This window comes from Acetobacter cibinongensis (assembly GCF_000963925.1).
Lineage (GTDB): Bacteria > Pseudomonadota > Alphaproteobacteria > Acetobacterales > Acetobacteraceae > Acetobacter > Acetobacter cibinongensis.
The window spans coordinates 1-20,102 of the sequence record NZ_BAMV01000044.1 but is presented as its reverse complement, the minus strand read 5'-3'; the positions used below and the strand labels follow the sequence as shown (position 1 = coordinate 20,102).

31 protein-coding genes are annotated in these 20,102 nt (G+C 52.2%); 14 read left to right on the top strand and 17 right to left on the bottom strand.

All coding sequences use genetic code 11. The features are described from left to right. Nucleotides 1–31: 31 nt before the first annotated feature. Genes Abci_RS13165 through Abci_RS13155 form a run of 3 tightly spaced genes read right to left on the bottom strand, consistent with a single transcriptional unit; the run spans nt 32 to nt 1,418 of the window. Entirely contained in the window at nt 32–235 is a 204-nt protein-coding gene (locus tag Abci_RS13165) for a hypothetical protein (protein ID WP_048839639.1), read from the bottom strand. Beyond that, nucleotides 232–978, bottom strand: coding sequence for a phage antirepressor KilAC domain-containing protein (locus tag Abci_RS13160; RefSeq protein WP_048839638.1), 747 nt, complete (start codon nt 976–978; stop codon nt 232–234). The genes Abci_RS13165 and Abci_RS13160 overlap by 4 nt, the downstream gene beginning before the upstream one ends. Then, nucleotides 975–1,418, bottom strand: a complete 444-nt coding sequence (locus Abci_RS13155; protein WP_048839637.1) for a hypothetical protein — start codon at nt 1,416–1,418, stop codon at nt 975–977. The genes Abci_RS13160 and Abci_RS13155 overlap by 4 nt, the downstream gene beginning before the upstream one ends. A 148-nt stretch (nt 1,419–1,566) precedes the next feature. On the opposite strand from Abci_RS13155, the gene Abci_RS14075 reads away from it, so the two are divergent. Both Abci_RS14075 and Abci_RS13150 read left to right on the top strand, forming a co-directional pair. Further along, entirely contained in the window at nt 1,567–1,695 is a 129-nt protein-coding gene (locus Abci_RS14075; RefSeq protein ID WP_219810315.1) for a ribbon-helix-helix protein, CopG family, read from the top strand. 52 nt (nt 1,696–1,747) lie between these two features. Next, nucleotides 1,748–2,554 (top strand): HEPN domain-containing protein, encoded by an 807-nt coding sequence (locus Abci_RS13150; protein WP_048839636.1) that lies wholly within the window; start codon nt 1,748–1,750, stop codon nt 2,552–2,554. A 281-nt stretch (nt 2,555–2,835) separates the two neighbouring features. On the opposite strand, the gene Abci_RS13145 is transcribed toward Abci_RS13150, so the two are convergent. From Abci_RS13145 to Abci_RS13115, 7 genes are all read right to left on the bottom strand, one after another. Then, on the bottom strand, nt 2,836–4,140 hold the full coding sequence (locus Abci_RS13145; protein WP_048839635.1) for a phage portal protein: 1,305 nt from the start codon (nt 4,138–4,140) through the stop codon (nt 2,836–2,838). Continuing rightward, nucleotides 4,128–5,924, bottom strand: coding sequence for a terminase large subunit (locus Abci_RS13140; protein ID WP_048839634.1), 1,797 nt, complete (start codon nt 5,922–5,924; stop codon nt 4,128–4,130). Before Abci_RS13140 ends, Abci_RS13145 begins: the two co-directional genes overlap by 13 nt. Beyond that, on the bottom strand, nt 5,914–6,498 hold the full coding sequence (locus Abci_RS13135) for a hypothetical protein (RefSeq protein ID WP_048839633.1): 585 nt from the start codon (nt 6,496–6,498) through the stop codon (nt 5,914–5,916). Before Abci_RS13135 ends, Abci_RS13140 begins: the two co-directional genes overlap by 11 nt. A 166-nt stretch (nt 6,499–6,664) precedes the next feature. Further along, nucleotides 6,665–6,991, bottom strand: a complete 327-nt coding sequence (locus Abci_RS13130) for an HNH endonuclease signature motif containing protein (protein WP_048839632.1) — start codon at nt 6,989–6,991, stop codon at nt 6,665–6,667. Beyond that, on the bottom strand, nt 6,988–7,611 hold the full coding sequence (locus Abci_RS13125; RefSeq protein WP_048839631.1) for a DUF3164 family protein: 624 nt from the start codon (nt 7,609–7,611) through the stop codon (nt 6,988–6,990). The genes Abci_RS13130 and Abci_RS13125 overlap by 4 nt, the downstream gene beginning before the upstream one ends. 36 nt (nt 7,612–7,647) lie before the next feature. Continuing rightward, nucleotides 7,648–8,523: a tyrosine-type recombinase/integrase gene (locus Abci_RS13120; RefSeq protein WP_048839630.1), complete on the bottom strand. Its 876-nt coding sequence runs from the start codon at nt 8,521–8,523 to the stop codon at nt 7,648–7,650. A gap of 168 nt (nt 8,524–8,691) precedes the next feature. Further along, nucleotides 8,692–9,096, bottom strand: a complete 405-nt coding sequence (locus Abci_RS13115) for a hypothetical protein (RefSeq protein WP_048839629.1) — start codon at nt 9,094–9,096, stop codon at nt 8,692–8,694. 244 nt (nt 9,097–9,340) lie between these two features. Here Abci_RS13115 and Abci_RS13110 point away from each other — a divergent pair, with 244 nt between their 5' ends. Together Abci_RS13110 and Abci_RS13105 are read left to right on the top strand one after the other, a co-directional pair. Further along, the gene (locus tag Abci_RS13110) at nt 9,341–9,853 is read left to right on the top strand and encodes a hypothetical protein (RefSeq protein ID WP_146806997.1); all 513 of its coding nucleotides are present in this window, start codon (nt 9,341–9,343) and stop codon (nt 9,851–9,853) included. A 19-nt stretch (nt 9,854–9,872) separates the two neighbouring features. Continuing rightward, complete coding sequence (locus Abci_RS13105; RefSeq protein WP_048839627.1) at nt 9,873–10,733, top strand: Kiwa anti-phage protein KwaB-like domain-containing protein; 861 nt, start codon at nt 9,873–9,875, stop codon at nt 10,731–10,733. 180 nt (nt 10,734–10,913) lie between these two features. Here Abci_RS13105 and Abci_RS13100 read toward each other — a convergent pair whose 3' ends face one another. Beyond that, complete coding sequence (locus Abci_RS13100) at nt 10,914–11,105, bottom strand: ribbon-helix-helix protein, CopG family (protein ID WP_048839626.1); 192 nt, start codon at nt 11,103–11,105, stop codon at nt 10,914–10,916. A gap of 81 nt (nt 11,106–11,186) precedes the next feature. Between Abci_RS13100 and Abci_RS13095 the strand changes: the two genes are divergently transcribed. From Abci_RS13095 to Abci_RS13085, 3 genes are all read left to right on the top strand, one after another. Then, nucleotides 11,187–11,618, top strand: coding sequence for a hypothetical protein (locus tag Abci_RS13095; protein ID WP_244877692.1), 432 nt, complete (start codon nt 11,187–11,189; stop codon nt 11,616–11,618). Further along, complete coding sequence (locus tag Abci_RS13090) at nt 11,615–12,328, top strand: BRO-N domain-containing protein (protein WP_048839625.1); 714 nt, start codon at nt 11,615–11,617, stop codon at nt 12,326–12,328. Before Abci_RS13095 ends, Abci_RS13090 begins: the two co-directional genes overlap by 4 nt. An 80-nt stretch (nt 12,329–12,408) precedes the next feature. Continuing rightward, nucleotides 12,409–13,095 carry a hypothetical protein gene (locus Abci_RS13085; RefSeq protein ID WP_146806999.1) on the top strand — a complete coding sequence of 229 codons (687 nt, stop codon included), beginning with the start codon at nt 12,409–12,411 and terminating at the stop codon, nt 13,093–13,095. Here Abci_RS13085 and Abci_RS13080 read toward each other — a convergent pair. The 4 genes from Abci_RS13080 to Abci_RS13065 all read right to left on the bottom strand — a co-directional run bounded on the left by Abci_RS13080 (nt 12,980) and on the right by Abci_RS13065 (nt 15,395). Next, nucleotides 12,980–13,468, bottom strand: coding sequence for a hypothetical protein (locus Abci_RS13080; RefSeq protein WP_048839624.1), 489 nt, complete (start codon nt 13,466–13,468; stop codon nt 12,980–12,982). The two genes, Abci_RS13085 and Abci_RS13080, sit on opposite strands and share 116 nt — an antisense overlap. Continuing rightward, nucleotides 13,420–13,695 (bottom strand): hypothetical protein, encoded by a 276-nt coding sequence (locus tag Abci_RS13075; RefSeq protein ID WP_048839623.1) that lies wholly within the window; start codon nt 13,693–13,695, stop codon nt 13,420–13,422. The genes Abci_RS13080 and Abci_RS13075 overlap by 49 nt, the downstream gene beginning before the upstream one ends. After that, nucleotides 13,692–14,825, bottom strand: a complete 1,134-nt coding sequence (locus tag Abci_RS13070; protein WP_048839622.1) for a hypothetical protein — start codon at nt 14,823–14,825, stop codon at nt 13,692–13,694. Before Abci_RS13070 ends, Abci_RS13075 begins: the two co-directional genes overlap by 4 nt. A 69-nt stretch (nt 14,826–14,894) precedes the next feature. Continuing rightward, nucleotides 14,895–15,395 carry a hypothetical protein gene (locus tag Abci_RS13065; protein WP_048839621.1) on the bottom strand — a complete coding sequence of 167 codons (501 nt, stop codon included), beginning with the start codon at nt 15,393–15,395 and terminating at the stop codon, nt 14,895–14,897. Between the two features lie 149 nt (nt 15,396–15,544). On the opposite strand from Abci_RS13065, the gene Abci_RS13060 reads away from it, so the two are divergent. Together Abci_RS13060 and Abci_RS13055 are read left to right on the top strand one after the other, a co-directional pair. Continuing rightward, complete coding sequence (locus Abci_RS13060) at nt 15,545–16,057, top strand: hypothetical protein (RefSeq protein WP_048839620.1); 513 nt, start codon at nt 15,545–15,547, stop codon at nt 16,055–16,057. 369 nt (nt 16,058–16,426) lie between these two features. Beyond that, nucleotides 16,427–16,663, top strand: coding sequence for a hypothetical protein (locus Abci_RS13055; protein WP_146807001.1), 237 nt, complete (start codon nt 16,427–16,429; stop codon nt 16,661–16,663). An 81-nt stretch (nt 16,664–16,744) separates the two neighbouring features. On the opposite strand, the gene Abci_RS13050 is transcribed toward Abci_RS13055, so the two are convergent. Then, the gene (locus Abci_RS13050) at nt 16,745–16,984 is read right to left on the bottom strand and encodes a YdaS family helix-turn-helix protein (RefSeq protein WP_146807003.1); all 240 of its coding nucleotides are present in this window, start codon (nt 16,982–16,984) and stop codon (nt 16,745–16,747) included. A 53-nt stretch (nt 16,985–17,037) separates the two neighbouring features. Here Abci_RS13050 and Abci_RS13045 point away from each other — a divergent pair, with 53 nt between their 5' ends. Beyond that, nucleotides 17,038–17,403, top strand: coding sequence for a helix-turn-helix domain-containing protein (locus tag Abci_RS13045; RefSeq protein ID WP_048839618.1), 366 nt, complete (start codon nt 17,038–17,040; stop codon nt 17,401–17,403). A gap of 37 nt (nt 17,404–17,440) precedes the next feature. On the opposite strand, the gene Abci_RS13040 is transcribed toward Abci_RS13045, so the two are convergent. Beyond that, on the bottom strand, nt 17,441–17,701 hold the full coding sequence (locus Abci_RS13040; RefSeq protein WP_048839617.1) for a hypothetical protein: 261 nt from the start codon (nt 17,699–17,701) through the stop codon (nt 17,441–17,443). A 156-nt stretch (nt 17,702–17,857) separates the two neighbouring features. Here Abci_RS13040 and Abci_RS13035 point away from each other — a divergent pair, with 156 nt between their 5' ends. From Abci_RS13035 to Abci_RS13020, 4 genes are all read left to right on the top strand, one after another. After that, a complete protein-coding gene (locus Abci_RS13035; RefSeq protein WP_048839616.1) occupies nt 17,858–18,208 on the top strand; it encodes a hypothetical protein in 351 nt (116 codons plus the stop codon). Continuing rightward, complete coding sequence (locus Abci_RS13030) at nt 18,205–18,423, top strand: hypothetical protein (RefSeq protein WP_048839615.1); 219 nt, start codon at nt 18,205–18,207, stop codon at nt 18,421–18,423. Before Abci_RS13035 ends, Abci_RS13030 begins: the two co-directional genes overlap by 4 nt. Next, nucleotides 18,420–18,689: a hypothetical protein gene (locus Abci_RS13025; RefSeq protein ID WP_048839614.1), complete on the top strand. Its 270-nt coding sequence runs from the start codon at nt 18,420–18,422 to the stop codon at nt 18,687–18,689. Before Abci_RS13030 ends, Abci_RS13025 begins: the two co-directional genes overlap by 4 nt. A 187-nt stretch (nt 18,690–18,876) precedes the next feature. Beyond that, the gene (locus tag Abci_RS13020; RefSeq protein ID WP_048839613.1) at nt 18,877–19,992 is read left to right on the top strand and encodes a tyrosine-type recombinase/integrase; all 1,116 of its coding nucleotides are present in this window, start codon (nt 18,877–18,879) and stop codon (nt 19,990–19,992) included. The last annotated feature ends 110 nt before the right edge of the window (nt 19,993–20,102 follow it).

Below are 20,102 nucleotides of genomic sequence, written 5' to 3'. Positions count from 1 at the left end.
GTGCCCCGTGCGGGAGGGCGCGTTGCGCCGCTTAGTAGTCCGGCTGCTTCCTGACGATAGGAAGGCCGAACTCTTTGGCGTCTGCCTCAATTTCTGCCTCGGTTGCGCGGTCAGACATCGTGATCACGCCGCCGGATGCCATGTGCCAATCGAGGAGCCACCGAACTTCTCCGGTTTCTGGGAGCCGTCCTTCCCATATCTGGACGAATTCCCTGCCTAACTGGTGGACGGTCATGCAGCCGGTTCGTTAAAAATCTGGGCCAGAGCGCACAGGCCCTTGGGTGTGATGCGTGCCCGGGTGATTGTTTTTTCCGACCCATCCGAACGCTGCACTATTGTTATTTTGTGCTCCATAAGGCCCCGCTGAAGTTTTTCCTGATAAGCAATATCCTCAGACATGCCGGGCCGACGATACAGCCAGCGGGCCTCCCCACGAAGGTATTTGAACAAAACAGTGGGCCGAATGCCAAGCGTTTTGGCGGCATCCGTTGGGGCGTAAGAACCTTCCGCTCCGGTTATTTTTTCCAGAGCCTCTACTTTCGGCAATACCTCGGCCAGTTGCAGTTTTTGCCGCTCCACCGTGGCTTGCAGGATGGTCATGGCCCTCAGTGCTAGTTCTTCTGGCGTTTCTTCGGGCGTGGCTGCCATGTATCCGCCTGTTTGGCGGATGGAGGGAATGACCTCTGACGTAATCCACTTCTTGAACCGCTTGGCCGCTGGCTTACGGCTGGTGAGTACGAGAGACCAGAGGCCAGATTCATTGATGATGGTATAGGATTGAGCGCCGCTACCGGCGTGACTATCGCTATTAACGATAGTCGCCTTTTCATCATCATCAAGCCGGTTTGCTGCATGTGGAGCGTTGGCAATTTCCAATACCTTGCACACATCAGACAGAATCCAGTGAGGAATCCCGTCCCGATCAAGAACCCGTACTTCGGTTCCTTCAAAGCTGAAGGGAATAAGGTTTTCGGTCATACTGTGCACCCCTTTGCCAGATCATTCATCAGGGACATGACAAGCCGGATTTCTTCACTGTCATTCGTAAGATTAAATGCATCAACAGAACCGGGTAGAATGCTTTTTATAACTTTGGCCTTGGCCTGAAACCCAGCCATTGTTGATGCCGCGCATGCAGTTATCTGATCAATAACGGCGTATCTGTTGTTAGCAATATCGTTAATCTTCTGTTCTATTATTGACTCTTGTGCTGCGGTTTCTCCGCTTTGCTCCCATTCGGCAGAAAACAACGCCTTATCCAAATACCAATATTGCTCGCATAAGAAGAGGATCTTTGAATCCTTATTTGCTGCGGTTTGCGCGCTGCTGGTGAAGGCCATAGAAAAAATTGAAGCGGCTATTGCACTAGTAAACAAAGTGCGCCGATGTGTGCTAGATAAGGCATTAGCCTTAGGCATGGGGTGATCTCCCGGCTTATGGTTAGGGCCGAAGCGAGGCTGCTACCTTGCTTCGGTCTGTTTTTTTAGGTATACCCATAATATGAGCGCGTCAATAAAAAAGGCTATACCTAAAAAAAGAGGTCGACCGGCAACGGGTAAAGACCCGATGCTGGCAGGTCGAGTTCCTGCTGAAATGATCGTGGCTGTCGAAGAATGGGCTGAACGCTATAGTGTCTCGCGTTCAGAAGCTGTTCGCCGTCTTATTCAGTTGGGACTTGATGTAGAATGCAATTGATTTCCGGGAAAAATATTTACGTTCCCATTCTTGTAAATAAGGTGTTTTAATTATGTCTCTTAATATGAAAAAATTTGAAACCGATTTGGAAATACTTGTTGATGAAGGAGAGGATTTGCGAAAGGCTTTGTTTTTCAAAGCCTATGGAAAAGAAAAAACAATAGAAATTTTTGAAATACCTGACGATCGGACCGCAAAATTCTTTCATGATCTTCCATGGTTCGATGTTGCTTATGAGTCGTGGTACTCGGAAGCATTGGCTGTGGTAAAGCAACTTCTCCCCGATCGTTTTCAAGATTTTAAAAGTCATTTTGAAATTCCGCAAGGAAGAAAATCACTATCTTTTACGTCTTATCGAATATCCGATGCTCTTAAAGGCGCAATTATTAAAAATGGACTTGGAGAAATAGTAGTTGATTCTAAAGCTGCCGTTCCTCATTTTCGGCAACAAATAGCAATCCTGGTTGCAGCGAAAAGACGTTTTAAAAGCTCACTTTTCGAGATCAAACAAATTGTTCAAGCTGATTTGTTTGATAGCGAACTTGATGCTGCTCGTGAGTTATTGAAGAATAAGTTTTTCCGCGCAGCAGGTGCTATTACTGGTGTTGTTTTAGAAAAGCACCTTCGGCAGGTTTGCGAGGATCATAAAATTAAAATTGTAAAGAAACATCCGGGAATCTCAGATCTGAACAACTTGCTCAAGGAGAATGCTATCATTGAAGTCCCGCAGTGGCGTCACATTACCTTGTTGGGCGATTACAGAAACCTCTGCGACCATAACAAGCAAAAAGAACCTACAGCTGAGCAAGTCACGGACCTTATTGATGGAACCGATAAGGTCTTAAAAACGATCGCATAAATGAGATAAAAATCTCACCGGCTGATAAGTCCATAATGGCACAAACACGCAATAAGCGGGGTGGCTACGCCAATCAGCACAGCCACGGCCACGAGTAAAACGGCTACTCCTAAACAAAATCTTTCCCATTTCGAGAATTGACTTACCAAGCTGATTCCAAAGTTTTTACTGTACAGGCGCATCGTGTCCCTGCTACTTTCTGCCACGTTCATTCCTGCTCTTTTCAGGGGTGAATAAAAGAAGCCCCCACGCTGCTTCCACAGCCGGGGGCTTCGTCGTTTTCAGTCGTTTGGTGTTGCCTCTGGTCGCTTAACCGCCTGCTGCTCCAGCGGAACGTTGGTACTGTTGACCAGCACAGTATCGCCCCCCTGAACCGGCGGCCGGCTGCGCTTGGCCCGGCCCTCGTTAATGGTAATCTGGCCGCTGCTGATTTCCTGCGCCGTAACCTGTGCTGCCTTCAGCGGGTCCATGGACAGCAGGCCTTCGCGGTCAAACTCCGCATAGCAGGCAGACCCGGCAAACAGCTTTGCATTCAGTTCCGCCTCAGTCCGTTTCAGGTCTGCATCCAACGTAAAAATCAGATAGGCCAGCGTGTTTTCTGAAAGGCCCGTGCCCCATGATGTTGTTTTCTCCGTCTGGTTCAGAAGATGGAGCGGGGTGCCGAAAAAGCGGGAAATATCCGCCACCTGATACCCGCGCGCCTCAATGGTTTGCAGATCCTGCGGGCTAAGCTGGAACGGGGTATATTTCGCTCCTTCGTCCACAATAATGGTGCGGCCCCAGTTGCTGACACCCGCATAATTCTGCCTGAGCTGCGCCTGCATACGGCGAAAGGCGGGGTCGCTCATTTTGTCCGGCACCTGCATCACCCCGCTGGGGAGGGCCGCATTCTGGTGCATGCGGCCGGTGCGCTCTTCCATAGTGCGCGCTAGACCGATGGAGCCCCGCGCAAACGCCTGAATGCGCGACAAACCCTTGATTCCGTCAAAGCCGGGACCGGGAATGTGCAGCATCTCGTCTTGCGTGAAGGTCTCGGTTGTGCCGTCCAGATGGGTGCAGACGTAAAAATTCACGCCCCGGATGCTGGGCACCCGCACCACCTGCACCTGCCATGGCTGGAAGCACTCAAACCCGACCACCCTGCCCGCGCCGTCATACCGGATGGCGCTGAAATGGTTTCCGGACAGCAGGACATTTATGCCCCACAGCTCCCGCCACGCAAAAGCCGTCAGAGACCGGCCCTGATAGGGAATGACGTTTAGCAAGGGAGCCAACCGGTGGTTTGGCTGTTCCACCCGCTGCCCGTCTTTCTCCCGCTTCCAGATTTTCAGCGGCAAGCCTGCAATTACCCCGGCTGCAAGCGTCACGCACCGATAGACGGCTGAGCAGGCCATTGCCGTCTGCTCTGTCACACGCGGCGCCCAGTCCTGATGATCCTGCCCCTGAGCGAGAAATTCCGAAAGGCTGTTGATCTCGCTCAGCGGTGTCGTGGGGTTTTCCAGATTTCCAGAAGCCTCAAACCTCGGCTCTATGCGTTCCGTGCGCGGGGCCTGCGTGCTGCCAAACAGCCTGTTCAGGACTCCCATAATTCCTCCCGATCATAAATGCTGCGCTTGGGTGGCTCCGGGTTGCGGGCCATGCAGGACACAGCGTCAAACAGAGCCATCAGCGGGTCGATTTTCTTGCCGCCAGCCAGTTGCTTGGTAATTTCCACATTGTTGCCCTTGGCCTGCGCTTTTGCGTTCCCAACAGCCCAAGCCATGATGGGCCGCCCACCATGAAAAAACGTGCCATCCGCCAGCTTGCGCTCCAGAGTTTTGATGGCACCGGTCATTTTCCAGCCCTGACTGATGCCGAAAATGCGTTCCTGCTCAATGCCTGCGGCATGCAGGGCAAAGACAATTTCCGCCACGCCTGCCGGGTCCAGACCGACCATGCAGAGCTTGCCTGTCTGGTCGATCTCTTTCACCACATCCGCCAACTGCTGGTTGTCTTCCCGCATATCCTTAAGGATGACGAGATCACCTTCTTTCTCGAAGTCCAGATAGCGCGGAGCCTCTTCCTTCCGGTCCTTCAGCACATCATGAAAGACCCAACTGCGCTGCCAGTGCAGCCAGTCTCCGCTTTCCTCAGACCTGCCAAGGACAGCCAGAGAGAGAAAGTCATCCAGTCCACCGCCATCAATGCCGCAAACGATCAGGTCAGAGCAGTCTAGCAACAGTTCCAGCGTCAGAACCTTATCGCCCCGCCGTTCCCAGTATTTGGCCCCGGCCCATGCTTTTTCCCGCAGGGACAGGCCGACTTGAACATTCAGATGCTTGGCCATCCAGACCCGCAGGACGCCTTCACCGGCCTCCTTGGCCTGCGCATATTTGTCCCGCAGGAATTCTTCCGAAACTGACACCCCTAGGTTTGGGTTGGTCATGTACCAGTTGTCCGGATCGTGCTGACCCTGTTCATCCAGAACGAACTGGGGAAACTCATAGATCACAGCCAAGAACCTAGGCGCGATGATCTTCCCATCCCGCACCGAGCGGGAATAATCCAGACGGCTTTTAAATACCCCTGCTGGCTCTTCGTCCGCCTGCGTGCTGAGGTAGATTACAAACCCTTCCGGACGCGAGGCGATGCCGCCTGTGGCCTCCATCAGCATGTTTTCCGCTGCGGGCTTCTTCCCGAACTCCCACAACTCGTCCACCAGAATGCCGGTGGCTTTTTTGCCGACCACGGAAGATCCGTCAGCCGCCACGACCTTCAGCGTCGCCCCGGTCTCCCGATGCGTGATGATGCGCGTGTAGTCCTGCACATGGAACAGGGCTTCAAGTTCAGGATCTGCCCGGATCATGTCACGGGCAGGCTTGAAGGCGTTGTCTGCTGCTTCCTTGGTCGGTGCCAGAATCAGGAACTCAGCGGATTGCCGCCAGTTCAGGATCAGCACCGTCAGCATCACACCGGCTGCGATGGTCGATTTGGTGTTCTTCTTGCTGACCAGCAGAAAGAACTCTGTAATCAGGCGTGTACCGGTATCCGGATCGTAGGAGCCGAAAATTGCCGCTGCAAAGTCCTTCAGCCAGTCCTCGCAGGACTCCCCGATAGTCGGCTCATGCAGCACGTCCACGATTTTGAGCGCGTTGAACACCGCCATGCCCTGCTCTGCCGCCGCAGGAAACAGCGGTTTGCAGGGTACAAGGCTCTCTCCGGCCTTGATGCGTTTTTCCCAGTCAGGGCAAGCTGTGGTCCATATCGGACCAGCGGTTTTCTCCGTTTTGGCCGTCGATGTGCGCTTGCGTGGCGCGGCTTTGCTGGTTTTGGAGGTGACTGCAGCTTTACGGCGAGCCCTTACAGGCTCCTTTGGCGTGTCACTTACCATTACTCACAACTAGTTTGGGAGAGGACATGCGAGCAAAGCGGCCTGATGCAGCCTTTTCAGCTGCCTCTTTCCGCTCTTCCTTCACGCCTTTTTTGCCAGTCTTGCCCTGCTCCATTTGCTGGATCTGTTTCAGGGTGCGCAGCGTCTCTGTACGGTCTTTGGTGCTGATGGCTTTCAGCATGGCATTCCGGCGGCGCTCACTATTGTCATCTGCCGTTTCAGACTCAATGACCTGAGCAATTTCCCCATGATGGGCTGTCGTATCTTCCAGCTCACCGAGCAGGCGCGATGCCAGGGCGCTCATGCGCTCATTCAGGAAATGATCGACAGGTTCAGTCGGGGTGGAACGGGGCTTTTCGGGGGATGGCGCGGTGGTGCGCACGGGATGGTGCGCACTTTGCGTGGAAGTGCGCACTTTTCCCGCTTTGGCGCGCACCCATTTCTCTGCACTGGCGCGCTTGCGGATGGCACTTTCAGAGACACCATATCTTTCCGAAAGCTGGCGGTTTGATTGACGTCCAGCGCGAAAGTCCGTCTCGACCGCTGCCCAGTTGATAGCGGTTTTTCTGGCCAATAGCCCCTCCCCTTGCGCTCAAAGTGCGCACTTCAAAAACTCAGAAACGGAAAATTTTTCACGCGTGGGACTGGTGCGGTTCCGGTGCCTGATCTCATCTCAAGATTGACACCCCCCCTACCACCGGTGTGCATGCAGTCGAATAATGACGGAAAACTGCCGTTTTTCAGTATTCTACCGCGTTCCGCCTCGCCCGCTCCCGCGCTGTTTTGGCCGTGTGGCAGGAGCCGCACAGAAGCTGGACGTTCTGCTTGTCCAGAGGAGCGCCACCGTCCTTCAGTTCCACGATATGATCCCCGAACAGGCGCGTGCCGTCACGGCCGCACCGCTCACAGCAGTTTGGCCGTTCTGCCCTGATCTCTTTCATCAGAGCGCGCCACTCAGGGCCGGTATAGAAGCTGTCAGCGCGCTTTGGTGGCTCCTTGGCTATGCTTGTGTCCAAAGAACCTACAAGCGGCTTCAGGCACGTCAGGGCAGCTTGTTTGCGGCTCATGTGTCCAGCTTAGCCATATCGAAAGACACAAGTTCCCATTTGTCTTCCGCACCTGAGCGTTTGTGTAGGCGCACATAGTCTTTGGTCACATCCAACCGCACGCTGTTGGAAATGGCGGTCATGGCGCGCTGCCATTCCGCGTCATCAATTTCCAGACGGCGCAATGCCAGGATCTTCGCTGCTTGCAGCTTGCCTGCCTGCCCAACATCAAACGCATCGAGCACGATGGCTTTCAGGTTGGCATTGGCACCTTCAGACCACCGGGTCAGCAAGCCATCAATGATGCTCTTGGCCGCCTGAATTTCGGGGCCGAATGAAATGCAGTTGCCCACAGCCACTGTGACGCGCAGCGTTCCGTCATAGCTCGACAACGTGACGTTGCCTTTCTCGCCGCCAATCTTGGTGCCGTATTGGTCGGCCACCAGCTCAAGAAACGCATGAACTTCCGTGAAGCAGAGCTTCTTGAAATCCCGCATAAACTGACGCACCGGGTCGCCCTGCTGGTGCAGGCGACGCACAAGGTCATCTTGCAGCTTGTCAGATGGGCGCACATTGGCTTCCGGTACCAACCGCCCGCGACTGTCCATCATGAAACCGTCAGGCACGGTTTGCATCGTCATTCTCCGTCATTGTCAGGGTTGCCCGCGCACGTTGCGTCAGGCCAGAAGATCCGCGCCAACCGCATCCGGGTTGGCGTGGCTGTAGCGTGTCGTGGTGGCCAGCGAACTGTGACCAAGCTGCGCCTGCACCCAATGGACCGGCTGCCCGGCATCCAGTTGGTGAGACGCAAAAGCGTGGCGGAGCCAGTGCGCTGAAGCATCATCAGACAATCCCGCACGCTTCGCGGCCCGCTTCACCACGCGATGAGCAGCGCGAACGTGAAGCGGACCGCCATCATGGCCGGGGATTACGGGCGCATCTGGCCCGCCATCGACCTTCACGGCCACGATCTCTTTCCACAATGACGCAGAGACCTGGACATGCCGGGTCTTGCTGCCCTTGCCGAATACCGTTGCTATGCCGCCCGACTGGCGGCGTGTCATGTCGCGCCAGCGCAGGCCGCATGCCTCGGAAAGCCGCAGACCTGTGCCGTATAGAAGCGCCAGCAATGCATGACGGCGCGGGTCTTTCTCCGCCGAAAGCATGGCCAGCACTTGCGGGCGCGAGAGGATGCGTTCGTTCAGACTGTCGCGCCCACGCTCCAGACGGAACGCGGCACCCGCGTCATGCGGCAGAAAGCCCAACTTTGCGCCGTGCGTAAGAACGGATTTGACCGCACTCATGCGCCGCCGTCGCGTGGCGTCTGACGCACCGCTCATGCTGTCGTGCCACTCCTGAAGGTCGGCAAGCTGCACCTCAGCCATCGGCTTTCCGGTGAAGCGGGCGAACTCCGCAACGTCTGCACGGTAGGCCCGCACCGTGTTCTCGCTGCGGTTATGGAGCCAGGTTCTGACCAGCATAATATCGGCTGGTACAAACGCCTCATTTGGCACTGCTGGCGCGGTCGATCTGGGCTGATCACCGCTAACCATTTGAATTTCCTACGTTATAGGGTGTATTTTACCCCTCAAAAAGCGTCAGATAACAGACATTATCTGACGGGTTTGAGGGGGTGTTTGCGGGTTATCTGACACTTTGCCGGATAGACCGTGTCCGATAACTCTGCGTTATCATGTCGGTTTTAACCGGCATGGGGGCCGTTATTCTGCGTGGGGTGCGCCGCCGACTTTGCGACCTTTGCTGCCGGGTCGATACCCACGAGCTAGAGCGCAGCGGACCACGCCAGGACGCAGGCGCTCTAACTGGCGGGCCGTTTGTTCCGCTGCCAGAGCGGCATCCACCCGGTGCAGGCACTCCGCGCTCACTGTGCCGAGAATGCCGGTAAGGCTCCCTGTCCCGACAAGAACCGGCGCACCGCAACGGGCGATGTGACCACGCACGGCAGAGCAGCCCGACAACGGCACATCTGCCCGGTGATGCGGCAGGCACGGCGCTGCCAGTGGCACCACCGCACACAACGCACCGCGAACAGCCACCACAAGGACCGGCCATTTTCCGCGCAGCACAACGGCCCCACAGCAGACGGGCTGCTCATGATGGCTCATGCTTCTTCACTTTTCTGGAGACATAAAAAAAGCCGTGGGCCCTATTGGACACACGACTTTGAAGATTTTGACTGTTTACTGTGGGTTGGGGGTAAGCGTCAAGACATAAGCCGTTGAGCACTAATTTTCATATTAACTGGTCATACTGTATATATGTGGGCAACCAAACGATGAGCCTTGTGTTTGATCCTTTTTGTCTAAAAAAATGTCTTTAATGTAGTTTTATGAAAAGTGGAGATTTACAGTGCTTGGTCGGTTTTTTAGAGTTATGCTCTCGCTGACTGCTGTATGCCCAGTATTTATATCGCTTGCCTATATCGAATTTAAAAATGGAAAACATACATACTGTTATTTCTTCTTATTTTTATTTTTTGTTGTGGTTTTTTTTGCGAAATGCGTAATAAAAAAATCAAAAGAAAAACTTGAAAAAATACCAATAACTATAACAAAAGCAAAAACAACAGATAAAGAAGTTATAAGTTTCTGTATTTCATATGCACTACCTATAATTTTTAGAGCAAATTCAGTTTCAAATATTGAAACTTGGCTGGTTGCCTCCTTGATTTTATTTGTTGTTCTCTGGACCACTGATGCAATGCCCGCTAATCCCGTTCTAGGCATTCTTGGCTATCATTTTTACGAAGTCGACTCAGGAAGTGGCGTAGGGTATGTTTTAATTACAAAAAAGCGAATCTCTAATGTCCAGCAAATCAATCAGGTTGTACAAATCGGCGAATACGGAATTCTAGAACTATAATAAAGGAATATTTCTAAAAATGAATCTCTTTGCAATTACTCATGCTTCATCCGATAACATTTTAAGACTTCCATTGAGTGCAGATCTTCAAACAAATTTAGAGACTGAATTTAATCGCCAAGAGGCCGATTTTTTTAATCGAATTGAAGAGTTATTACCTTTTTGCGGCGCATGGAAAGCTGAAGCAGATGAAGCATTCACTATAGATCAGTTTTCTACACTTTACGATCTACCTAAAGCCATTAAACAACCAATGAGCTTTCCTCTCTACGACAAAAATCTACATAACCTTTCAGAAATAAAAGCCATTTTTTGTGGCAGCTCAACAAAAAATAACCGCATATTAATACAGAAATTTAATAAGAAAAATGTTATAGAAACAAAGAAGTACATGTTCTTTTTTTCTGGAGATACATTTGTTAAATCAAATGACGATGCTATTACTATTGACGACAATATTTGCGCTGCTATTGAGCCAGATTCCTCTCTAGTGTTTCGGAGTTATCACTCTGTAAGGCAAGTCTTTGATATGTCAGAATATTTTGTAGAAGCAACTAACGACCAAATGGCCGAATTTGCTAATATCCAAGCTTTTTCTATTGCTGATCAGGCAAAATTTCTCGCTATAGACAATCAGTTTATTAGAAAAAAAATAACCGAAATCTTAAAATCTGGACATTTAGGGACTTTGAATGTTCAAAATATATGCGCCGATGCAAAAAAATATAAAGTAGAAATAAATATAGATGATAAAGGAAAAATATTAATTCCTGAAGACAAGCAGAAATTGAGGGTTTTACTTAAATTTTTAAATGAAGATTTCTTTGAATCGATTATTAAAAAAGATCTTTACTTATCAAACTCTAAGCGGCCAATCTAAAAAATCAGTGCACTGGCTATTCAGTATTGATGTTCCCAGTGCACTGAAACAGTTCTGCTGTTTACGGTGTCGGCGGAGTCCAATCGTGATCGCGATCTAGTTTCTCGCGCTCACTATCAGCTCTCTCCCAACTGCTAAACGGCCCCTTTTCGCCTTTTGAGACTTGATCTACGAGCATGCCTACTTCTGCTCAACCTTGAGCCCAAGCTGGAGCAGTTGCCGAATGGCCTCAGCTCGCGTCACTCCACGCTTCGCGGCCCATTCATCAATTTCCTTTATTTCCTCTTCGCTTACACGTGCAGCAATATGTGACCTTTCCCCAGTTGCGGGACGGCCTCTTTTTTTCTGGTTACCATTTATTGACGCGTTCATATTTATCGGTTACCAGAAAAGCAGACCGGAAGGAAGCGCCAACTTCCAACCGGCCTTAACCTCAAGCAGGGAGAGAACCCCATGCCAAAGGCTAACGCCTTATCTATCACACAACGCCGCTGTGTGCTTACCGGAATCATGGCTGCACCTTTGCTGGCTATCACGCCAGCCGGAGCCGCCGCCCAGTTGGGCGATGCGCCGCTGTTTGCCAGCCATCAGCGGTTTCAGGCCGCGTATTCGGCTGTGCGCACAATGAGTAATCAGCCTGAGCCGACCGGCAACACGCCGGAGGCCGATGTTTGCGAGGCGCGGTTTGATGCGTTGGTGCTTGAAGAGTGTGACCGTTTGGAAGAACTGGCGGCCATTCCCGCCCTCACCCCGCAGGGCCAGCGCCTGAAGGCCGAAATCATTCTAGCACTTCTGCCGGAGCGCCTGCGCACTAGCGAAATGGACGGAGAGACGCAGCTTGTTCTCTCGCTGGCGCGGGATCTAGTGCGGGGGAACGCGGCATGAGCAACGTCATTCCATTCAGCTTTGATGGACATGCAGTAAGAGCGCTGACCCGTAACGATGAGCCGTGGTTCGTGCTGGTTGATGTGTGCAGTGTGTTGGATATTGCCAACAATCGCGATGCGTCCAACCGGCTAGACGAAGATGAAAAGGGTGTCGTTACTACCGACACCCTTGGCGGCCGGCAGGAAATGAGCATCATCAATGAAAGCGGCCTCTACAACCTCATTTTCACCAGCCGGAAACCGGAGGCCAGACGGTTCCGCAAGTGGGTGACGGGCGAGGTGCTGCCCGCCATTCGTAAAACCGGCAGCTACGGCCTGCCTACCAGGCCGCAGGAGTGGTTCACGCTCTTCGCCCGCATCCTGTGCCTGTGGGACACTCTGGGCGAGGACGCCGCGCGGAAAGACTGGCAAACCCTCGGCCCGCTCTTCCCCATGCCCCGCAAGCAGGCGGTACGGATGCTAATGGAAGCCGCACTGGACCTCCCGCCCGGTGTCCTGCCGAACGAGCCAGCAGGCCAGCGCCAATCCACCCCTGCAACCCGCATCAGTTCCCGCCACAACGGATCACTCGGCGGCCGACCCCGCAAAGGCGAAAGCTCCCAACAGGCGGCAGCCCGCCGCTTCCATATGGTGGAGAAAGAAGTCACCCCCTCCCCCGACGGCTCAAACGCCGTGGTGGTCACCTATGCAACACATGAGGGGGCTTAGGCCCTCTTCTTTTTTAGCGTTAGTCCGAAAAACCGAATCATGCTTTGAAGCGCGTTTTTACGCTTCGGAGATATTTAGATATGACTTGGCAGCTATTCAGCCCGGATTTGCCGTTTTTGAATCAGATTACTGTTTCTCAAGAGAAACATGGAGTTTGGGAGCATATTCTACCATATGCCCCTTTAATCACGGCAGTAATTTCCGCCGGGATCTCTACAGCAGGTATTATAGTTACGTTTAATCTAGCTTTAAAAGCGCGACTGATTTCTGAACAACAAAAAAAAATTGCTCAAACAAAATTAGAGGTAGATGTTTTTGATAAAAGATTTGATGTATTCAACGCATATCAAGAATATTATAACAAAATTGTTGCTAATGAATACAAAGAAAAAAATGAAATTACTAATGATTTGTTGATTTTTCAGGCTTTATATGAACGATCTATTTTTCTATTTTCCTTTGATGATTTTGAGATACTCAATAATCCAAAAGATATTCTCCATAAGATGACTCTATATAGATTAGAACGCTTCGATGAAGACTTCGATGAAGATCCGGAATGGGAAGCAATGAATTGCGATTTTCATGAAAAAAACGCAACAATGGCATTATTGCTTAAGCAATACGCACCAAAAATTATGAGTGAAAGGGCTATGTCATCCACAACAGACCTGGCATCAGATCATATACCTCAATCAACTGGTCTAAAAGCATTTCTAAAGCGCCTGAAACGCGCAGTTTATGGGTGGTCTGAGCCTCTGCAATAGCCTGCACGCTCATGCCGTCCAGCATCATCCGGCGCAGCAGGGTTTCTCCTGTTGAGCCCAGGGCTTTCCGCACGTATTCGCACCGGCGCACGGCAGCAGCGCGGGCCAGCATGATGGTGTGAGGGTCTGCTACGCCGCCTTTGCGGCCTGCTTCCGGGTCTCTGGCGCCCAGCACGCCGGTCTCATAGTCCCGCGCCCATAGCTCCGCAGCCGCCACATGAGCGTCTGTAATGGTACCAGCCCGGCGCAGCGCATACAGTGCCCCGGATGAACGAAACCGCCTCTGTGGCGGCTGTCCCTTCTGCTCTTCAACGTAAACTTCCGTTACGTCGCCTTTGGCCAGTCTTTCCGGTGTTGGTTTAATCTCACGCACGTTGCTGCCCCGTTTGTTCTCGTGTACCGTCCATTGGCGTCACGGGGTTTCTCGTGTGCATGCAAACGGCGCTGCAGGGTGGTGACTTCCAATTCAGCCTCTGCGCGCCGCTTTTGTTCCTGGGCCAGTGCGGCCTTCAGGCTTTCCATCGCATCAATGGGGTTTGGCTGGCCTTCTGCCCGCAAGCGAAGGTTACGCACCAGCATGCTCAGCCTGCCCGGCTTCATGCCGCAGCCCTTGTGCCGTTGGCCTGCTGCCTGAAATACGCCACGTAAGCGTCATATCTCGGCGGACAGTTGGGCAAGTCATGCTCCTGCGCAACAGAGGGCCATTTTCGGTCCACTGCGCTTAAATCCCGCGTTTCCTGCATCATTCTGGCCCACAGAGGCTGGGCGCGTTTCCATACTGCCTGCGCCTGCTGTTCGGCCTCATCCTTCGGAATGGCGGGTTTTGCTGCAGGTTCGGTGGCTTTCTGCTGGATGGCCTGCCTTACCGGGGCATCAAAATAGACAAATTTGTGTGCTTTCCCGTGCAGTGGCGCGATAGTCCGCACAATCAGCGCTTCATCCGCCCCGGCCCGCAGCCAGTCCCGAACGTAATTCTCGGCATAGGTGCGCTGGTCTGCCCCTATGCCGCCTGCTTCCCTCGCCTTCTGCGCAATGTGGCTGACCTCGGCTGTGTCAGGTTTCGGGATTTCGGGTTCTCTAGAGTTAGAGGAAGAAGAAAGAGTATTATTTAAGTTAGTATATATTCTCTCTTCTTCTAGAGAACCCACGGAACCCGTAAGCTCGTTTTCCATAACCCAAGACGTGTTATTTTTTTGCTCGGGTTTTTCCGTGCCACCCACCACGCCATAAAACGGCATGTTCTTTTGCCCAACTGCCGGGGCCGGATTTTTACGCGGGCGGCCACCTTTGCGGCCATTGATGATGCTGGCAATCTGCTTTGGCGTCATACCCTGTGGTGCATCCCCACGGTCCTGAGCCTCAGCAACCCACTGGGCGCGGTCAGCTTCCGCCTGCGCCTTACGGGCCGCCCGCTCTTCCTTTCGCAACAGGCGGTCATACAGGTGCGGGCTAAACAGTGCTCCGGCATCATCCCGCGCCATGAAGCCTGCCTGAATGATAATGGGCAGAGTACGCTTCAGCGTTGCTCCGTCCAGCCATGCCTGAAGCGCCACCTGCTCATCCGTCAGCACCAGAGTTCCAGCCCGAAACACGCAGGAGCGTATTTCCTTCAGCGCTTCATGCAGGTTGGTCACAACGCCGCGTAGTTCTGCTGGCATGGAGCGCAGCATTTTGAGAGGTGTTACAGCCCCTTGGTCAAACCTCGCCAGTTGTGGGCGGTTATTTGTCATGAGTGCCCCCTTTGTACCGGCTTGGGCTGTGTATGCAGGAGCACGGTTGCCCCAAAATATCGCGCAGCGTTAGTCATGGCGGCCACCAATAGTGCTGACTGTGTAGGGCTGCTTTGATTTCTGAACTTTATTGATGACAGCCTGAGAGCGGCGCAAAACATGAATGGCATGCGCTATCTTTGGGCTAATTTCATCTGCTTCATGCGGGTCTATGGTCTGGTCTGCCCAAATACGCATGGCGGTGTTCATGACATCACCCGCGCAAAGCGCAAAGTCACCCATATCACGGCCAAAATGGCCGGGGCCGATGTCACTGGGTATCACTTCATACCCAAGAGCGTGCGCAAATGCCGTCAGCAAAATTGGCCTTTGGGCCAATTTGTCCAGATCTATGGCAACATCCAACGGTATCACGCTCGCCTTATTGCGGTCCTGGTAAGCATGGAGTTGAGTTTTTTCCACACGCGTAGAGTCAGCAATAGATTGCAGGTTCCAGCCTATGACCGACAAAACCTGCACTGTGGCTGACTTTATAGCCCCCAGAAACCGCTGAGAATAAACCGGGATCATCTTTTGCTCCCGTATTCAGTAGTATTGCGACCACCGATTTTTTCTTGTTCAGTCTTGTGTTTTTGCAAGGGGTTGGGCGGTACGTTGCCGTACCGCCCGCCATCGTCCATTCTCTGTTTTCTCACAACACCAAATGGAGACGATTTGAAATGCGAACAGGATGGGACAAACCGGCCAAAATTGATCGGGAGGCGCAGCGCGTTCTCCTCCATGCTATGGCCGATGCTTACCCACAAGTTTTGTGCGACTTCCCTGAAGGCTTTGACCGCGGAGACAAACATACTGTTGTTAACGTAATGTACCTTAAAGAACACGGACTTTGTGAAACCGACACGCTCGGAGAAATGGGTATGGCCGGAATGGAAATATACCCTCCACGCATTACGGCAAAAGGCCTTGATTTTCTGGCAGATGACGGTGGGTTGGGCGCTATTCTTGATGTTGTGACGGTAAGGTTTGAAGCAAATACGATAAAAGCGCTGATTGCGAACAAACTTGAAGAGTCCGATGCCCCCGAAGAAGAAAAAGGGTTGATTAGGAAGCAACTGGACGCCCTCCCTGAAACGGCCCTAAAAGCCGGCATGACGGAACTGGTGAAGGTTGGCCTGAACCACACTCACGATGTAATGCAGTTGCTTCAAAAATGTTTCGGCCTTGGATAGTGGTCAGAAATTCAAAACGTACCTGAAGTGTTGCATCGCCAGGGATTAGAGCAACGTCAAACGCCTCCAGACCGTAAGGATCCGGAATACAAATTCTTAACCGAGAAGCACCGTTTGCTAGATCGAACCAAGATTCTACGCAAATAAGCGTATAATTTGAGCGTCTAGCAGGCACATTACAGCTCCCGGACACTATTGCTTTTTTGTTTTCAGGAAGAATCATTCAGCAGCTCCTGATTTTTTGTTCAGGAACTTTGCCGCCTATGGCCCCGGGCGGTACGTTGCCGCACCGCCCGCCATCGTCCATTCTGTTCCTGTCAACACAACACAATGGAGATTCTAAGGTCTGGACATAAGACCAAATTAAAGTTGAAAGCCGACGGTACCGTCGATGCAAGCAATGTAACAGGCTATTCCACCAGCGTTGCCGGCAATATGATGGTGTTTTTGCAAGTTGTTTCTGCCACTGGCCTTCAGCATATTCCCAATGGGGACAAGACAGACCAGTTAATGATGACGCCGCAACAAGCGCAGGAAATTGGACAGGCTCTTGTGCATGCTGCAAGCATTGCTCTCTCAAATACTGGCGGCTCGAGACCAAATTGAGCTCACTCGGAGTAATTTCCCACCGAACATCATTCGCCTGACATGCGTTGTGATGCGCAGCATGCTTCTCAAAATGAGACATCATGCTGCCATTCCCTGCTCTGGACGCCTGTATAGATCTGGCCGCAGTTCTTCACGCGGGATGCCGAACGCTTCCTCAATCGCTACAATGTGCTTGTCCGGGATCTTACTCCATTTCAGAACGGCAGAATGCGAGCGAAGGCCTATGCCCTCGGCCAGCTTCTTGCACCCACCCACACGTTTTCTAAGCTCAGACGGTTTCATGCGGGCAATGTCACACATACTAACATTATTGGTCAATCAAAAATGTCAGTATACAAAACTCAAAGTTCGGCGTTTTGCGGCACAATGTCATGATGACTGACAAGAACTCCATGGGCCGCAGATTAAGAGAATTGCGAAAAGCTAAAGGCTTGACGCAGGTCGATGTTGCTGCGGCTTTAGATGTCAGCCGATCGCACATAACCCAAGTTGAACTTGGTGCTGATCCGGGCTTCTCAACGTTTATTCAGTTGGCGAAGTTTTACGACGTTTCCTTGGACTACCTTTTTTCGGGCAGAGCAGAAACCTCCACTATTTTGAGCACGAATATTAATTGTCAGGCACCGTATACGGCAGAAGAGCTTGCTCTCATTGAGCTGTGGCGTGAGATGAACGAGGGCCAACGGGAGCTGCTTTTGTCTATGATCGAGAAGGCTGTTCGCCTCAATGTTGCCTAGTTCTTCGGACTGAGCGGCATTTAGAACAGAGGCCATATTAAGCCTCTTGCAGACTCGGGACTTCACCCACTTCACCTAAAATCTCAGGATCGCCGTAATCACCTGCGGCTTCATCCACCAGCATTTTAAAAGCTCGGCCACCCGCTGCCGTCATGACGCCTGCACGGATTTTTTCCAACTTATTCAAGGCGTCGCTCTCGCTGCGACAGGGCAATGCCGCACCCTGCTCAAGGTACCTAGCCTTTCCCTTTGTCCTCCACGTGTAGGGGACAAACACAATTCTTTGCGTTTGAGCCATAATTTAGCCTCCAGATTGTTCTCTTTTTGTTCTAGTATGCGATTGCAGGCAACTTCAACTGGAGAAATAAAATGTCACCTATACAAACATTTTTGTTGACTGCTAATGTTAGTGTAGGTGACATAAGCCCATCATAACCCGTGATGGAGATGCAGGGTGAAAGCAACACAGGCCCAGAAGCCGCAGCGGTACGTGACAGTCGTGGATGAAAATAAAGCGTTTTTGCGGGTTATCCGGCGCGTTGTTGACCATTCACCGTCACAAGAAACGCGCGTTCGAAACAAAATTTTTGATCTGACAAGCTCGCTCCTACGGGCCTGCCACGCCCGCACTACTGAGCTGGATCTGGAGGCTATGGCCACGGCTGATATTCAGCTCGTGCTTGCTGACCTGAAAACGCTGCGCACCCATCTGAACACTCGCACAGGCAACCTGCCATATGGGCAGCGTCTGCACTTCACCAAAAACATGGCGTTTAAAAAACAGTCCCCACAGGTGACAGCATGACCACGCAAATCCGCATAAACCGGGCAGATCAACTGCACGCGCAGGCAGATACGCTGTTTGTGGCAGCAGAACGCATTGAGCAATTCAGCCGTGCCTGTGCCGCCAGCAACAACCCGGAAGGCTCCGCCTGCTGGCAGCGCATAGCCAAAATATACCTGATTGAAGCTGAAGCATTTGCCGTAAAGGCCGAAAAAATAACAGGAAAACGCTCATGAAAACATTCAAACAAGCCTACTTCCAGTATGCGCCTATAGCCCTTGCTGCCGAGAAGTTACTCATTAGCGTGGCATCACTAGCTGGTCGCGTGGCTGCCATTTACGCAAGCCTCTCCCAAACAATGGTGGGTGAAGTGGCCCGTGTTGTTGCTTTTCTGGCACTTGGCTCTGTTCTGTTGTGCAGCACAGAAATTGGATGGTGGCTTTTGGGGGCGTGGGCAGACGGTGTGACCCTGCTTGTGCTGTACGCACAAGGCTTAATGTAATGGGCAGGGAAGAAATTCTGACCGTTGCCGATGTATTAGAACGGCTGAAAGGCATTGTAGGGCGCAGCAAGCTGACCGCCCATTTGCAGCAAGTGCCAGAATATGCGGGAGGCCCCACACATCGTCGTTTTGGCAACAGGATTGTCTTCCGTGCAGGAGACTATGAACGCTTACTCGAGAGTTTTGAATGTCACTCAAAGTCGTCAGCCGCAAAGGTGGGGCAGCGCTCTACGTTCGCGGCACCGTCCGCGGACAAAGCGTATATGAGAGCACTGGAACTACTGACCCCCAGCAAGCCGAAGCCTACCGGGCCAAGCGTGAAGCGGACCTCTGGGCGGAGTCAGTCTATGGTAAGCGGGCGGTCGTAACATTTGCCCATGCAGTTACGGCCTATCTTGAGGCTGAGCGCCGTACACCAACCACTCTTAGGCACTTACGGAATTTATTAGAGCACTTTGGCACTGCCAAACTGGATCATATTGGCCAGCAGGAACTGGATGAAGCATACAAGGCCATCCTGACCAACGGGGCCATGGCCAGCGGTGCTACCAAAATTCGCGCAGTGCTTACCCCACTTAGGTCTGTGTTGGAGTTTGCCGCCATACGTGGCTGGTGCTCAAAACCCGCGTTTGCTCGCCCTAAAGTCCAGCAAGTACGCATGCACTTCTTGCGTCCGGCGGAAGCCACGGCGTTGGTGCAAGCAGCTGCGCCACACGTTCAACCGCTACTTATATTTTTGATAGGCACCGGCGCACGCATGTCGGAAGCGCTCGAACTGGAATGGAAAGACGTTGATTTAACAGGCCAACGGGCGGTGGTTTGGCAAAAGCAAGGCGATGAAAGGCATATAGATCTACCGCCGGTTGTGGTTGAAGCTTTGGCAAACATAGAACCCCAGACCGGGCGAGTATTTCGTCCAATCCGTAGCCGGAAACCACCAGGGGCACTCCGAGGCAAAGTCATTGGAGACTCTTATTATAATACGGGCCGGACTGGTGGAGGGCAAATAAAGACAGCGTGGGCCATAGCATGCCGCAAAGCCGGACTACCTGGGCACGAACGCGTATGGGTGCCCAAAGGAAGCAAAAAACAGAAAATCCAGTTTGTGCCGGACATAACTCCTCACTGCCTACGCCACACCTTTGCAACCTGGCATTACTGCCTACACAAAGACTTGCTTAAACTGAAAGAAGATGGGGGCTGGCGCACGATCACCATGGTGACGCGCTACGCAAAAAAAATGCCAGACAGTTACGGCGTTGAGATACACAACTGGTTGAACGCAGCGCAAAAAGAGAAATGAGCAAATTCCGTGCAAAAAATGGCTTTCTCATAAAACTTATTAGCAAAAACAATAAGATAGGTAAAAATAACCCTGACCTTCACACGGCGGGGGTCACAGGTTCAATCCCT